Below are 14725 nucleotides of genomic sequence, written 5' to 3'. Positions count from 1 at the left end.
GGTGTTCGACCGGCATTGCCGTCCGCGACGGCCGCACTGAGCGGATCGTCGGCCGGGGGCGAGCTGGTCGTCGAGAAACTGATGCCCCGCGACCGCCCCGCGATCCGCGCCAGCGCCAAGTGCTTCCTGCGCCGGGGCGACAGCGTCGGCTACGGCGGATGTCTCCGGGGCCGACCATCGTCACGTTGTGGCTTGGGCATCTCGAGGGAGGCGATGACAGGGCTCGGCCATCCTGTGATGACCGCCACTGCCAGTCGACGCTCCGAGCGCAGGTGGGCGGGTCAAGCGCCGCAGTACCGACGCGGAAAGACCTCAGAACTTGCTGTAACCGCCGTCGATCAAGAGAGTATCGCCGGTGTGGTAGGCGCTGGCAGGGCTGGCGAGGTAGACGGCGACGGATTCGAAATCGCTCGGCAGGCCCCAGCGGCGAACCGGGATCCTCGGGTGGACGCGTTCGCGGAAACGGTCCCAGGCGAAGGCCCCCTCGGTCATCGGCGTCTCGACCCAGCCGGGCAGCACCGAGTTCGCGCGGATACCGTGCTTGGCCAGTTCCACCGCGATCGAGTTGACCATGGCGATCAGCCCCGCCTTGCTGGCCGCGTAGGACTGCCCGCGCGGAACACCCTGCTGGGCGGCGAGGCTCGCGGTGGCGACCAGGCTGCCGCCCTCGCCCTGGGCGAGCATGACCTTCGCCGCTTCGCGCAGCGTCACGAACGCGGCGTCGAGGTTGAGGGAGGTGACCCGGCGGAATTCCGCGAGATCGGTCTCCACGAACGGGATGAAACCCTGACTGACACCGGCGTTCACGAAGCAGGAGTCGATGCGGCCGAGTTCGGCGGCCGCGCGCCCGAAGGTGTCGATCACCTGCTGCTCCTCGCTCACGTCGCAGCTCAGCGCCAGCACGCGGCCGCCGAAGGTGCTCAATTCGGCTGCGGCGGCCTCGTTGCGCTCGGTGTCGCGGCCGACCACACAGACGTCGGCTCCGGCCCGCGCGAGCCCACGGGCGAAGCCGAGACCGATGCCGGAGTTGCCTCCGGTGACGACGGCGACGTGGCCGGTCAGGTCGAATAGCGAGCCCTCGGTCATGGTTCATCCCTTCGATCGCGGGCGGCGCCGCCCGAGTGAATGCGAGGATATCGCTCTCTCTGTATCACTGTGCGGCTGCGGAGCCCCGGCGAGCAGGCGCTACGCTCGTCGCGTGCTGCTTTCCGATCGTGACATCCGTGCGGAGATCGCCGCTGGGCGTCTCGGGGTCGAGCCGCTGCTGGAGAACCTGATCCAGCCGTCGAGCATCGACGTGCGCCTGGACCGGATGTTCCGGGTGTTCAACAACACCCGCTATACCCACATCGATCCCGCGAAGCGGCAGGACGAGCTCACCAGTCTGGTCGAGCCGGCCGACGGTGAACCGTTCGTGTTGCACCCCGGCGAGTTCGTGCTCGGCTCCACTCTGGAGGTGTGCACGCTGCCGGACGATCTGGCCGGACGGTTGGAGGGCAAGTCCAGCCTGGGCCGATTGGGCCTGCTGACCCACTCGACCGCGGGCTTCATCGATCCCGGGTTCAGCGGGCACATCACGCTGGAGCTGTCCAACGTGGCCAATCTGCCGATCACGCTGTGGCCCGGGATGAAGATCGGCCAGTTGTGCCTGCTCAGGCTGACCAGCCCGGCGGAGCATCCGTACGGCAGCGCCGTGGCGGGTTCGAAGTATCAGGGCCAGCGCGGGCCGACTCCGTCGCGGTCCTATCTCAACTTCCCGATTCCGGCCGCCGCGATCGACGCCGCCGAAACACGCTGACCGCCGGGTCCGCTTCGTCGACTGTGCGGGAGAAGCGGACCCGGCGGACGGCAGCGGGGATCTGATCGCGGAGGTGATCAGTCCCCGCCGCCCGCTCCCACCGCGAGCGCCGTAGTGAGGATGACGGACAGCGGTGGAAGCGCGTCACCGCGGCTCGGCGGGCTGACCCAGAAGCACCCTTCCCGGGTCCAGCGACCGAGACCGGTCGGCAACATCACGGCGCTGCCCACGGCGGGCAGGCCGATATCCAGCCGATTGAGCACCTCGAGCACCTGCGGTCCCGGTCGACTGTCGGGCTCGGCGAGGAAACTCCATCGGATCTGCCTGGCCAACATGGGACCCTTCGTTCCCTGCTGTTCCAGTGCGACGCGGACCTTTTCGGCACGCGCGGTCGGCAGGTGGACTACGCAGACGCGACCGGTGACCGGCAACATGGCGAAACCGCCACGCTCGGTGACCGGCAACCCGAACTCGTGCCGATAGAACGCCACCCAATCGTCCACGGTCCTGAGCTTCTCGACATTCACGGCGAACTCCTTGCCTTCCGACTCAATGTTCGCTGCCCGCAGTGTGATTGGGTATCGCCCGTCAGCCCGCTTACCGCTGCCCTTCCGCTGCCTTTGATACCGGTCGCATTTCAGCTGTGGCCGTGCTCACAAAGCGCTCGTACTCTGGAAGGGGTTCGTTCGGAAGGGATGGCACCGTGGTCAGGCATTGGTCAGGCAAAGAGGCCCGCGCCCTTCGCGATGCCAAGCGGATGAGCATCAGGGAATTCGCCGCCCATCTGGGTGTGCACGAACGCTTGGTGTCGAAGTGGGAAGCCGGGGGCGTCCGGGTTCATCCACGACCGATCAACCAAGCCGCTCTGGATACCTCACTGGCCAGGTCCGACGATGTGGTGCGAGCCCGGTTCGCGGCTTTGATCGATCAGCCCTCGAGCGATCGAGCCGTCCCGCCGGGATTCGATGCGCGCGCCGACGCCTCGGCGCGCGTTGATTATTCGAGTGACGCGGACCTTTTGGCTCTCATAGACGCCGGTGCGATGAGAGGTGTTGCGTTAGCAGCGATTTCGGAGAGGGATCTGATCATGGCGGCTGCCCACGAGGCCAGCGAGCACGCCGGCAAGGCCGAGAGCACCAATGTCGGTGCGAGCACATTGGAACAGCTCGACGCGGATGTGATGCGCATCGCGAACGACTACGTGCGCATTCCGCCGGTGCCGATGATGGTGGACATGGTGCGGGTGCGCCGCCGGGTGTACCGATTGCTGGAAGGCCATCAGCGGCCCGCCGATACCGGTCATCTGTATCTCTTGGCGGGCACGCTCTCGGGTCTGCTCGCCAACGCGAGCACCGACCTGGGCTACTACGACGCGGCCGGGGAGCAGGTCCGTGCCGCCTGGGCCTACGCGGAGCTGTGCGGGCACAACGGGCTTCGCGCCTGGACCCGCGGCATGCACGCGCTGATCGAGTATTGGTCGCAGCGTCCCCGCCGGGCGGTTCAGCTCGCCCAGAGCGGGCAGGAGTTCGCCGAGTCGGCGACCGCGCAGGTGCGCCTGCTCAACATCGAGGCGCGCATCTGGTCGGCGCTGGGCAGCGCCGCGGACACCGATCGCTGCGTCCGGGCGGCCGACGACGCCCGCGAGATCGCCGCGACCGACACCTTGCACGACGAAGTCGGCGGGGTCTTCGGGTTCAACGACGCCAAGGCCAATTACTACGCCGGCGCCACCTATATCCACCTCGGTCAGGCGGAGCGCGCGCTCGGCGCCACGCAGCGGGCCATCGAGCTGTACTCGAACGGGCCGTCCGAACAGCGCTCCTACGGTGCGGAAGCCTTGGCCAGGGTCGACTGCGCGGCAGCCCACCTGATCAACGGCAGCCTGGACGGCGCGGCCGAGGCGCTGCAACCGGTGCTGGGGCTCGACGAGGACAAGCGCATCGCGCAGCTCGAGGAGCGGCTGACCGATATGCGCAGGGGGATCGCGGCCCCGGCCTTCCGTGACTCGGTCGAGGCGCGCCGGTTGGACGAGCGGATCGAGGAATTCTGCGGCTCCACCGCGGCGAAGGGCATCCCGCCGGGCGGCCCGGCCTAGTGAGTGACGTGTCACACTTCGCTGTGCCCGGGACGCCGTCGCGGGCGCGGAGCCCGGGGACCAGCTCGGAGTGACGGTTTATCCGGTTGCGACGGATGGCACCATGGGACGGGTGAGTCCTCATCATCCGCACCGCCCCCCGCGTGTTCTGGAGCAGTCCACGAAGCTCCAGAACGTCGTCTACGAGATCCGTGGACCGGTACACGCGCACGCGGCACGGCTGGAGGCCGAGGGCCACCGCATCCTCAAGCTCAATATCGGCAACCCCGCCCCGTTCGGGTTCGAGGCGCCGGACGTGATCATGCGCGACATCATCGCGGCGCTCCCGTACGCCCAGGGTTACTCCGAGTCCAAGGGCATCCTGTCGGCGCGGCGCGCGATCGTGACCCGCTACGAACTCGTGCCCGGCTTCCCCGAACTCGACGTGGACGGCGTCTACCTCGGCAACGGCGTCTCCGAGCTGATCACGATCACCATGCAGGCCCTGCTGGACAACGGCGACGAGGTGCTGATCCCGGCCCCGGACTACCCGCTGTGGACCGCCATGACCAGCCTGGCCGGCGGCACTCCCGTGCACTACCTGTGTGACGAGGCCAACGGCTGGCAGCCCGACATCGCGGACATCGAATCGAAGATCACCGACCGCACCAAGGCGCTGCTGGTGATCAACCCGAACAACCCCACCGGCGCGGTGTACTCCGCGGAAGTGCTCCAGCAGCTCGCCGACCTCGCGCGCAAGCATCAGCTGTTGCTGCTCGCCGACGAGATCTACGACAAGATCCTCTACGACGACGCCAAGCACATCTCGCTGGCCACCATGGCGCCCGACCTGCTGTGCCTGACCTTCAACGGGCTGTCCAAGGCCTACCGGGTCGCGGGCTACCGCTCGGGCTGGCTGGCGATCACCGGCCCGAAGGAGCACGCGGCCGGTTTCCTGGAGGGCATCGACCTGCTCGCCTCTTCCCGGTTGTGCCCGAATGTGCCCGCGCAGCACGCGATTCAGGTCGCGCTCGGCGGTCATCAGAGCATCGAGGATCTGATCCTGCCCGGCGGCAGGCTGCTCGAACAGCGCGACGTCGCCTGGGAGCGGTTGAACATGATCCCCGGCGTGTCGTGTGTGAAGCCGAAGGGTGCGCTCTACGCGTTCCCGAAGCTGGATCCGAACGTCTACGAGATCTACGACGACTCCAAGTTGATCCTGGATCTGCTACTGCAGGAGAAGATCCTGATGGTGCAGGGCACCGGCTTCAATTGGCCCGATCACGACCATCTGCGGATCGTTACGCTGCCGTGGGCCCGCGATCTCGCGGTCGCGATCGAACGCTTCGGCAACTTCCTCGCCAGCTATCGCCAGTAGTGAGAAGTTGGCGGCGAACCATATAATCGCCCGGCTTCCAGCCGGTAAACAAACTCGACGTACGGATACATGTCGGGTTTGGCGACTAACTAGCGCAAAAGAAGTACTTTTGTGTACAGTGGTTCTCGGCACTCTGAGTGCCTGGTCGGATTGCCTACCCCCCCTGGGCACATCCGGCCTCGGGTTAGGCCGCCTACCCCCCTGGGCCGCCTGCCCTGCGGGCGGCGGAGACATCCCCCTGCTCTCCGCCGCCCCCTCTAAAATCTCCCCTTTCTTTTCGATCGGATCGCTCTGACCGTGTATCCACTGTGTTCGGCGACGCCGCGACGGTCTTGAAAATGAAATCCTTTAGGCTCGCTCCGGGCAGAACCACATCTGACAGGTAGGAGCGCGGTGAGCGACCACCACCACCATCACCACGATCATTCGGGGCCGATCGCGATCGGCGCGACCGCGGCGCGCGTGGTCGTCGGGTTACTCACCGTGATCGGGGTCGTCGTCGTCATCGCCGCGATCGTGCTGTGGCCGAGCAAGCAGCACATCGACATCCCGCTGCCGATGCAGAACGCGGGCGGCGGCGCGGTGCAGACCGAAGCGGGCACCGTGGTGCTGCAAGATGTCGGTCCGTGCGGCAGCCCGTCGCTGGGCAAGGTGTTCGTCGAGAAGCCCGAACCACCGCGCAGCACCGCCTACACCTGCCAGCGCAGCCTGATCTCGATCGAGTCCGGGCCGCACAAGGGCAACCGCACGTTGCTGGAGATCGCCCCGGGCCCAGGGCAACCCGACCTGCACGCGGGCGACGAACTGCGATTGGTCCGCCAGACCGATCCGAGCGGCACGCCGCTGTACTCGTTCGAGGACTACTCACGCGGGATGCCGCTCGCGCTGATCTTCGTAGTTTTCGTGGTGGTGATCGTCGCGGTGGCGCGCTGGCGCGGCGTCCGTGCGCTCTTGGGCCTGGTGTTCGCCTTCGCGGTGCTGGTGCTGTTCCTGCTGCCCGCCCTGCTGGACGGCAAACCCGCGATCCCGGTCGCGTTGGTCGCGGGCTCCCTGATCCTCTACGCGGTGCTGTATCTGGCCCACGGGGTGAACCTGCGCACCAGTTCGGCGCTGCTCGGCACGCTGACCTCGATGCTGCTCGCCGCCGCGCTGTCCTGGCTCACCATCGAGATCACCCATCTGACCGGGCTTTCCGAGGAACAGAACACGAACGTCGCGACCTACATCGAGCACGTCAGCATCACCGGCCTGCTGCTGGCCGGCTTCATCATCGGTTCGCTCGGTGTGCTCAACGACGTCACGATCACCCAGGCGTCGGCCGCGTTCGAGCTGGCCGCCCTCGACGAATCGGCTTCCCGCCGCGAGGTTTTCGCCGCCGCCATGCGCGTTGGGCGCGACCACATCGCCAGCACCGTCTACACGCTGGTGCTGGCCTATGCGGGTGGGGCGCTGCCGCTGCTGCTGCTGTTCAGCGTGGCGGGACGGTCGATCCGCGACGTGCTGACCGGTGACGCGGTGGCCATCGAGATCGCGCGCTCGGCGGTCGGCGGTATCGCGCTGGCGCTGTCGGTGCCGTTGACCACGGGCATCGCGGTGCTGCTGGCCCGGCCGTTCAAGGCCAAAGAGCCCACACCGCCCCCGCGTCCGCGCCGAGCCCGGCACGCCAGGGACTGAACTTCACCGCCGCCGCGTCGTCGCGGAGTCCGGCACGTCAGGGTCTGATTTCACCGCGCCCCCAGTCGCGCGATCGCTCGCTCAGCGGGGCGGTGGGGGAGGGAAGGGGAAGACCTCCGGCGGGATCGTGGGGACCACGATCGGCGGAAGGCCGGGCACCACGATGGTGTTCGGGCCGGGCGTCGGCGGCGCCTCGCTGGTGGTCTGCCGCCGGTTCGGCGGCGGCGCGGCGACCGACTCGTGGGCGGGCGACTCCGTGGTACCCGGCGCGACGGCGATCTGCGGGTCCAAGCTGGTCGTGCGCGGTGCGGTGGTCGGCGACAACGACGGCGAGCCCTCGCTGGTGTGCGAATCCCGTTCCAGCACCTGCGGTCCGTACCCGAGGCCGAGCCCGATCGCGGCGACCACGGCCAGCGCGCTGACCGTCAGCACGGCCCCGCTGATCTCACGTTTGCCACGCTGGGCGGGGGCGGCCAACCAGGCGGGCGACAGCTCGTCGTCCAGGGCGGCGCTCGCGGCGGGAGTCTCCTTGCGCACCGGTCTGGCCAGCAGCGCGGCGCCGCGGGCCATCACGGTCTCCGGGCTGTCCGGCACGATGACGGGCACGCCCATCCAGCGTTCGAGCACCTTGGCCACCAACGGGATCCGGGCGCAACCGCCGATGGCCAGCACACCGTGCACGGGGCGGTCCGAGCGCACGATCACGTCGCGTGCCATCCGCGCCGAGGACTCGATCGCCAGCATGATCAACGATTCGAAGTTCTCCTGCGCGAGCAGGACCAGCCCCTGCTCGCTCGGCAGCGCCACCGCGGTGTTGCTGGTCAGCTGCTCCTTCGCCTCCCGGCACAGCCCGTCCAGGGCGGCCAGGCCCGCGGCGTTCGGCGGATGCGCGATCCGCCCGGAGGCGATCTGCTGCTCGCGAATCAACGAGTCGAGATAGTCGCCGCTGATGTCGCTGGTGCGCTCGCTGTGGCGCACCTCGCGGGAGTGGGTGTCGACCACGCTCACCGTCAGGCCCGAGCTGCCCAGGTCGTAGACGACCAGCGAGGAGATGCCCCGGATATCGCCGGTGGCCTGCGCGAACTCGAGTGCCGCCGCGATCTCCGGCACGAGTTCGTAATTGGTCAGCTGCTGCCGCGCCATGGCCGCGCGAATGGCGCGGGCGTGCTGCTCACTGCGGTAGGCGATCGCGGTGGCGCCGATCCCCGGCGTGGCTTCCAGGGTGACGCCGATGGCTTCGGCAGCCAGCTCTTCCACGCTCTGGTCGACAACCGGAATGGTCTGCAGATCGAAGGAATGCGGGGAGACATGTCCGTGGGGGTTGTCGGCGTGTGGTCGCGCCATGCGGACAGTGCCGGCCCCCACCGAAACTCCCAGTACCGAACTCATCAGCTGCCCATCTCGTTTCACACTGCACGACATGCGAGCCTGCGCCGTCCGTCGGCGGAGGCCCGCTGGACGGACCCTACCGCCGGCGATCAGCTGTGCTTAGGGCGGACTGGTCGTCTGTCTGGCAGTAGCCCGCCTCGCCCCGCAACTCTACGGTGTACCGAGTCCCGCGTACACCCATCCGGCTGCTCTCCACGTGGCACGATTGAGACAGTTCCGGCCGTCGATAATCGAGCGGGCGCGCACCACGCCCTCCAGATCCCGCGGGCGCAGGGCGGTGAATTCGTCCCACTCGGTGAGCACGAGCACCACGTCGGCGCGTTCGCACGCCTCGGCGACCGAGGTCGCGTAGTTGAGGGTGGGGAACACGCGGCGCGAATTCTCCAGAGCCTTGGGGTCGTAGACGGTCACCACCGCCCCGTGCAGTTGGATCATGCCGGCCACATTCAGCGCGGGGGAGTCGCGGACGTCGTCGGATTCCGGTTTGAACGCCGCGCCGAGCACCGCGACGTTGGCCCCGAGCAGCGAGCCGCCGCAGGCGCGGGCGGCCATGTCGACCACCTTGGTGCGGCGGCGCATATTGATGTTGTCCACCTCGCGCAGGAAGGCGACGGCGTGATCGGCGCCGAGCTCACCGGAGCGGGCCATGAACGCGCGGATGTCCTTCGGCAGACACCCGCCGCCGAAGCCGAGGCCCGCGTTGAGGAATCGGCGGCCGATGCGCGCGTCGTAGCCGAGTGCGTCGGCCAGCATCGTCACGTCGGCGCCGGTCGCTTCGCACACCTCCGACACCGCGTTGATGAACGAAATCTTCGTCGCCAGGAAGGCGTTCGCCGATACCTTCACCAATTCCGCTGTGGCCAGGTCGGTCAGCAAGAACGGCACCTCGGCGGTGATCAGGTCGGCGTACATCTCGCGTACCAGGTCTTCCACCCATCCTGCGGCGGCGCGTTCCCGGTCGACGCCGAGAACCAGCCGGTCCGGCCGCAAGGTGTCCTTGACCGCGAAGCCTTCCCGGAGGAACTCCGGATTCCAGGCCACCTCGATGTCGGTGGAACTCAGTGCGCGGGCGCGCGATCCGAGCGCGGCCGCCGTGCCGACCGGGACCGTGGACTTGCCGATGATCACCGAGGGGCGTTCCAGCAGCGGGGCGAGCGTGTCGACCACCGCGTGCACGTACTTCAGGTCGGCGGCGTACTCACCCTTCTTCTGCGGGGTGCCCACGCCGAGGAAGTGCACCTCCGCGTGCGCCGCCGCCTCGGCGTAGGAGGTGGTGAACCGCAGGCGGCCCGCATCGAGGTTGCGGCGCAGCACACCCTCCAGGCCCGGTTCGTAGAACGGCACCACTCCGTCGGACAGCTTCGCGACCTTGCCCGGGTCCACGTCCACTCCGATGACGTCGTGCCCGAGTTCGGCCATGCACGCCGCGTGCGTTGCCCCGAGATACCCGGTTCCGAAGACTGTGCATCGCATGATCGATTGGTAAGCCCCGCCGGTGGCCACGCCACGTCAGCGAGGCAAGGGTCGGGGCAACAGCAGATGTACATGCGGCGACGGCGCCGGACCGGGTGCCCTGACCTGGCACAACGGTAGTCGTGGCCCCGCTAGCATCGGCGTGGTGCGACGTCATCGATGGGCCTGGACCGTGCTCGGCGCCGGTCTGGCGGTGGTCGTCGCGACGGTCGCGCTGTGGCCGGTGTACGTGCGTCCGCGCACCGACCCGCCCGCTCCGGCGGATGCCGTTCTCGTCTTGGGCGGGGCGCACGACGGCCGTGAACAGTTGGGCCTGCGCCTGGCGCGCGAGGGGTACGCGCCGCGCGTGGTGTTCTCCGATCCCTACGACAACAGCGCCGTGCTGAACCGGATCTGCCACGGCGGCTACAGCTTCGAGGTCCTGTGCTTCGACCCGTCGCCGCGCACCACTCGCGGCGAGGGCCGTGAACTGGCCCGCCTCGCCCGCGCCAACAACTGGCGCCGAGTCATCGTCGTCACCTTCACTCCCCACATCTCCCGCGCCCGTTACATCCTGCGGAAGTGCTGGGACGGAGAACTCCTCTTCACCGACCCCGAACCCGACCTCTCCCCCCCACGCTGGGCTTACGACTACGCCTACCAGTCGGTGGGCTTCGCGAAGGCCTTCTTCGAGGATTGCTGACCGCTTCGTCCTGCTCCCACCTAGATTTATAGCAAATCAGTAACAAATGTGATCGACGTCTCGATGTGATGCCCGTGCGCATCGACCCCGGTGCGTGAAAACGGATGAGAGCAAGGGAACTGCCGATGACATATCCGCCACCGCCGAACGCGTACGGTCCGCCTATCGGGCAGCAGCCACAGAAGAAGCGGACGCCGCTATGGGTTTGGGTGGCGGCCGTCCTTGGCGGGCTGCTGGCACTGGCCGCGATCGGCAGTGCTGTCGGTGGTAACGGCAAGGACCACTCGACGTCGCAACGAACCTCCGCGACTCCGGCCGGTCGAAGCGCTGTGGTCGCCTCGTCGACATCCGCTGCGGCGGTGCCTGCCGCTCCCGCGGCACCGATGCCTGCTCCCGTGCAGGCATCACAACCGGCGGCTCCCCGCGCCCCTATGCCGAACGTCGTGTGCATGAACTTGCAGGATGCGCAGGACACGATCCAGGCGGCCGGTGTCTTCTTCTCCCGATCCAAGGACGCGACCGGGAAGGGGCGCATGCAGGTGCGGGACCGGAACTGGATCGTGGTGGCGCAGGCGCCCGCGCCGGGATCGTTGATCGGCGAAGGTGAGGCGGTGCTGTCGGTGGTCAAGATCGGTGAACCGAGTTCCTGCGGCTGACGCTCCAGGTGTGCCCATGGGTAGCCGGGTCCGTGATGCGGGCCCGGCTCTCGGCGGCGCTCGCCGCACCTCCGCCGGTAATCTGCGGGCGTGTGACGTCAGTTTGACTCGCTGAGAGAAGCGGCCGTACATTCTGTCTCGTGGTGGCGGGATATTCGCCACGGAAGCAACGGTGCACACCCTCTGGGAGGGCAGATGGAATACGACTGGTCAGCGGGGGATCTGGCGTTTCGGGACGAGGTGCGGGAATTCCTCGCCGCGAAGCTGACGCCGGAATTGCGGCGGGCCGGGCGCTTGGCGACGAGCGTGTATCCCGACCACGAGGCGAGCATGGAATGGCAGCACATCCTCCATGAGCGCGGCTGGGCGGCGCCCGCCTGGCCGGTGGAACACGGCGGATGCGACTGGAGCCTGACCCAGCACTACATCTTCCAGCGGGAATCGGCGCTGGCCGGCGCGCCCGCGCTGTCGCCGATGGGCATCAGGATGGTGGCGCCCGCGATCATCGCGTTCGGCACCGAGGAACAGAAGGCGTTCTATCTGCCGCGCATCCTCACCGGCGAGGTCTTCTTCTGCCAGGGCTACTCCGAACCCGAGGCCGGATCCGACCTGGCCGCGCTGTCTATGGCCGCCGTCGACGACGGCGAGGATTTCGTGTGCACCGGCAGCAAGATCTGGACCACCCACGCCACCGAGGCGAATTGGATCTTCTGCCTGGTGCGCACCTCGCGCACGGGTAAGAAGCAGCAGGGCATCACGTTCCTGCTGATCGACATGACCGCGCCGGGCATCGAGATCCGGCCGTTGGTGATGACCTCGGGTGAGCAGGTGCAGAACCAGGTCTTCTTCGACAACGTGCGGGTGCCCAAGACCAATGTGCTCGGCCGGATCGATGACGGGTGGACCGTCGCGAAGTATCTGCTGGTGCACGAGCGCGGCGGAGCGGCGGCGCCCTGGCTCCAGGTCATGGCCCGGGACATCGCCGTCAATGCCGCCCAGCAGCCCGGCCCGGACGGCAACCCGCTGATCGACGACCGCGCGTTCGCGGCGAAGCTGGCGGACCTGCGAATCCGCACCGAGGTGCTCGAAGTCCTGGAGTACCGCACCCTCTCCGCGATGGCGCAGGGCAAGAATCCGGGGCCGGCGTCCTCCATACTCAAGATCCTCGGCACCGAACTCAGCCAGAAACTCACCGAGCTGGCGCTGGAAGCCGCGGGACCGCGCGGTCGCGTCTACCAGCCGCACGCCACCGAGCCGGGCGGGCCGATCGCCCAGTTCACGCCGCCTGCCGACGGTTACCACAGCGGCGCGGACTGGCAGGCCGTCGCGCCGCTGAAGTACTTCAACGACCGAGCGGGCTCGATCTACGCGGGCAGCAACGAGATTCAGCGAAACATCCTCGCCAAAGCAGCATTGGGGCTCTGATGGACTTCACGCTTACCGACGAGCAGGAAATGCTCCGCTCCGCGATCGCCGGATACCTCGGCGCCCGCTACGACTTGGAGAAGAGCCGCGCCGCGGCGAAATCGGAGTCGGGCTGGCAGCCCGCCGTCTGGCGCGGATTCGCCGACGAACTGGGCATTCTCGGCGCGACGCTGCCCGAGCGGGTGGACGGCACCGGCGGCGGCCCCGTCGAACTCATGGTGATCGCCGAGGAACTCGGCCGGGCACTGGTGGTCGAGCCGTTCGTGGACACCGTCGTGATCGGCGCCGGACTGCTCGAGCGGTCCGGCGGGGAGCAGGCCGACGCCGTGCTGCGCCGGATCGTGTCCGGTGACGCGCTCATCGCGTTCGCCGCGCTGGAACCGACGTCGGGGCACGCGCTGCACGACGTGTCGACCACCGCCCGCCGCGACGGCGACGCCTGGGTGCTCGACGGTGCGAAGACCGTGGTGACCGGCGCCCCGCTGGCCACCGATCTGCTGATCACCGCGCGCACCTCCGGCGAACGGCGCGACAAGGCGGGCATCTCGCTGTTCCGGCTCGAATTCGACGCGTCCGATCCGCCCGCCGGAGTCGAGGTGCATTCCTACCGCACCATCGACGACCGGACCGCGTCCGATCTCGTGTTCACCGGCCTGCGCCTGCCCGCCGACGCGTTGCTGGGCACGGAGTCGGACGGTTGGACCGTCATCGAGCCGACCATCGCGGAGGCCACCGCGGCGATCTGCGCCGAGGCGGTCGGCTGCATGCGCAAGGTGCTCGCCGACACCATCGACTACGCCAAACAGCGCGAGCAGTTCGGTCAGCCGATCGGCAGTTTCCAGGCGTTGCAGCACCGCATGGTCGATATGTACATCGAACTCGAACAAGCCGTCGCGGCAGTACATCTGGCCGTCCACTCGCTGCGGGCGCCCGCCGACGACCGCGCACGCGCCGTCTCGGCGGCGAAGGTCACCGTCGCCAGGGCGGCGCGTTTCATCGGACAGAACGCGGTGCAACTGCACGGTGCGATGGGCATGACCGAAGAGCTGGCCATCGGCCACTACTTCAAGCGGCTCACCGTGGTCGAGCACGAATTCGGCTCCACCGACGAACATCTCGCCCGGTACGCCGCACTGACCCGCCCGTAGTCCGGTGCCGGGCCGGGGCTGTCATCCCGGCCCGGCACCGACTTCCGCTGTCCGCTGTACCGGCCGGTTACCGCGTCAGCTCGTCCCGAGCCGCCGGTGCGGTTGACCGGTGATGTCCGCGATCGTCTGATAGTCGCTGTCGACGTGCAGGACGGTCGTCCCGTGCACCTCGGCGGTCGCAGAGAGGATCAGATCGGGGATCGGCAGGCGATGTGCGCCTCGGGCAGCGAGCAGACCCTGGACGTCCAATGCCCGGTCCATCGCTTCTTCCGTTACCGGAAGCCAGACCAAAGACTTCTGTCCGGCGATCTTGGCTAGGTAATCGGCATGAGACCGAGCCGAGTAACCGATCTCGAGAGCGGTGAGATGACAACCGGCGACAAGTGCGCCGGGCGCGCTGGTCACCTCGGCGAAGTCGGCGACAGCCCGAAACGACTCGGCCGGGTCCATTTCTGGACCCGGCCGATGTTCGGTGTGGAGTTGGCTCTTAGCTCAGTTCTTCCGGCCCGGCGCCTTCGCACCCGCCTTGAAACCGAGACCGCCGGGCTTGGCGGCGGGCGGCGCGGCTTCGGACGCGCCGTTGCCGCTCACGCCGTTGGATTGCTCCGGCTCGGCAGCTGGTTCGGCCTGCGCCGCAGGAGTCTCCGTGGCGGGAGCCTGCTCCGTCGAAGCCGGTTCGGCGGGAGCCGCCTCCGCCGGGGCCGACGCCGCGGGAGCCGCGGCAGGCTTACCGGGGGCCTTGGCGCCGGGCCGCTTGAAGCCGGACTTCATGGCCAGACCCTTGGCGGGCACCGTCGGCTTGGTCTCGGTGGGCCCGGTTTCGGCCGACTCGGCTTCAGCCGGTTCGGCGGCGGTTTCGGGCGCTGCCTCGGCCGCCGGGGCAGCGGACGCCTTGGCGCCCGGCGCCTTGGCCGCACCCTTCATCGCGAGACCACCACCGGGCGCCTTGGCGGCGCCCTTCATACCCAGCCCCTTGACCGGCTCGGCCGCGGGAGCCTCGGTCTCGGCTGCCTTGGCCGCGGGCGCGG

The 14725-nt window shown here is 68.3% G+C and carries 13 protein-coding genes and 1 pseudogene; 8 read left to right on the top strand and 6 right to left on the bottom strand.

Going from position 1 to position 14725, the window contains the following annotated elements:
* Positions 1–312 precede the first annotated feature (312 nt).
* A complete protein-coding gene (locus NG1_RS19830; protein ID WP_062972934.1) occupies positions 313–1086 on the bottom strand; it encodes an SDR family NAD(P)-dependent oxidoreductase in 774 nt (257 codons plus the stop codon).
* 112 nt (positions 1087–1198) lie between these two features.
* Between NG1_RS19830 and dcd the strand changes: the two genes are divergently transcribed.
* A complete protein-coding gene (gene dcd, locus NG1_RS19825; protein ID WP_062972932.1) occupies positions 1199–1798 on the top strand; it encodes a dCTP deaminase in 600 nt (199 codons plus the stop codon).
* A 77-nt stretch (positions 1799–1875) separates the two neighbouring features.
* Here the strand turns inward: dcd and NG1_RS19820 are convergent, their stop codons facing one another.
* Positions 1876–2325 (bottom strand): hypothetical protein, encoded by a 450-nt coding sequence (locus tag NG1_RS19820; protein ID WP_062972930.1) that lies wholly within the window; start codon positions 2323–2325, stop codon positions 1876–1878.
* 230 nt (positions 2326–2555) lie between these two features.
* Between NG1_RS19820 and NG1_RS19815 the strand changes: the two genes are divergently transcribed.
* The 3 genes from NG1_RS19815 to NG1_RS19805 all read left to right on the top strand — a co-directional run bounded on the left by NG1_RS19815 (position 2556) and on the right by NG1_RS19805 (position 6924).
* Complete coding sequence (locus tag NG1_RS19815; RefSeq protein ID WP_084499046.1) at positions 2556–3893, top strand: NsdA family TPR-like regulatory protein; 1338 nt, start codon at positions 2556–2558, stop codon at positions 3891–3893.
* Between the two features lie 103 nt (positions 3894–3996).
* A complete protein-coding gene (locus NG1_RS19810; protein ID WP_040870789.1) occupies positions 3997–5250 on the top strand; it encodes a pyridoxal phosphate-dependent aminotransferase in 1254 nt (417 codons plus the stop codon).
* Between the two features lie 393 nt (positions 5251–5643).
* Entirely contained in the window at positions 5644–6924 is a 1281-nt protein-coding gene (locus NG1_RS19805) for a YibE/F family protein (RefSeq protein WP_062972926.1), read from the top strand.
* An 81-nt stretch (positions 6925–7005) separates the two neighbouring features.
* Here NG1_RS19805 and NG1_RS19800 read toward each other — a convergent pair whose 3' ends face one another.
* Positions 7006–8346, bottom strand: coding sequence for a DUF7159 family protein (locus NG1_RS19800; RefSeq protein ID WP_501193576.1), 1341 nt, complete (start codon positions 8344–8346; stop codon positions 7006–7008).
* A gap of 117 nt (positions 8347–8463) precedes the next feature.
* Entirely contained in the window at positions 8464–9786 is a 1323-nt protein-coding gene (locus NG1_RS19795; protein ID WP_062972922.1) for a UDP-glucose dehydrogenase family protein, read from the bottom strand.
* 145 nt (positions 9787–9931) lie between these two features.
* Between NG1_RS19795 and NG1_RS19790 the strand changes: the two genes are divergently transcribed.
* The 4 genes from NG1_RS19790 to NG1_RS19775 all read left to right on the top strand — a co-directional run bounded on the left by NG1_RS19790 (position 9932) and on the right by NG1_RS19775 (position 13697).
* Positions 9932–10468 carry a YdcF family protein gene (locus tag NG1_RS19790; protein ID WP_062973119.1) on the top strand — a complete coding sequence of 179 codons (537 nt, stop codon included), beginning with the start codon at positions 9932–9934 and terminating at the stop codon, positions 10466–10468.
* A gap of 449 nt (positions 10469–10917) precedes the next feature.
* The gene (locus NG1_RS38410) at positions 10918–11124 is read left to right on the top strand and encodes a calcium-binding protein (RefSeq protein ID WP_245659963.1); all 207 of its coding nucleotides are present in this window, start codon (positions 10918–10920) and stop codon (positions 11122–11124) included.
* 195 nt (positions 11125–11319) lie between these two features.
* Positions 11320–12549: an acyl-CoA dehydrogenase family protein gene (locus NG1_RS19780; RefSeq protein WP_062972917.1), complete on the top strand. Its 1230-nt coding sequence runs from the start codon at positions 11320–11322 to the stop codon at positions 12547–12549.
* Positions 12549–13697, top strand: coding sequence for an acyl-CoA dehydrogenase family protein (locus NG1_RS19775; RefSeq protein ID WP_062972914.1), 1149 nt, complete (start codon positions 12549–12551; stop codon positions 13695–13697). The genes NG1_RS19780 and NG1_RS19775 overlap by 1 nt, the downstream gene beginning before the upstream one ends.
* Before the next feature lie 75 nt (positions 13698–13772).
* Here the strand turns inward: NG1_RS19775 and NG1_RS19770 are convergent, their stop codons facing one another.
* The gene (locus NG1_RS19770; protein WP_174315366.1) at positions 13773–14147 is read right to left on the bottom strand and encodes a PIN domain-containing protein; all 375 of its coding nucleotides are present in this window, start codon (positions 14145–14147) and stop codon (positions 13773–13775) included.
* Between the two features lie 42 nt (positions 14148–14189).
* Positions 14190–14725: pseudogene (locus tag NG1_RS37510) on the bottom strand (Fe-S oxidoreductase); the annotation flags it as partial.

The sequence above is a fragment of the Nocardia gamkensis NBRC 108242 genome (assembly GCF_001612985.1).
In the GTDB taxonomy this organism is placed as follows: Bacteria; Actinomycetota; Actinomycetes; order Mycobacteriales; family Mycobacteriaceae; genus Nocardia; species Nocardia gamkensis.
The sequence above is the reverse complement of the archived record's forward strand: the minus strand, read 5'-3'. Positions and strand labels throughout refer to the sequence as shown.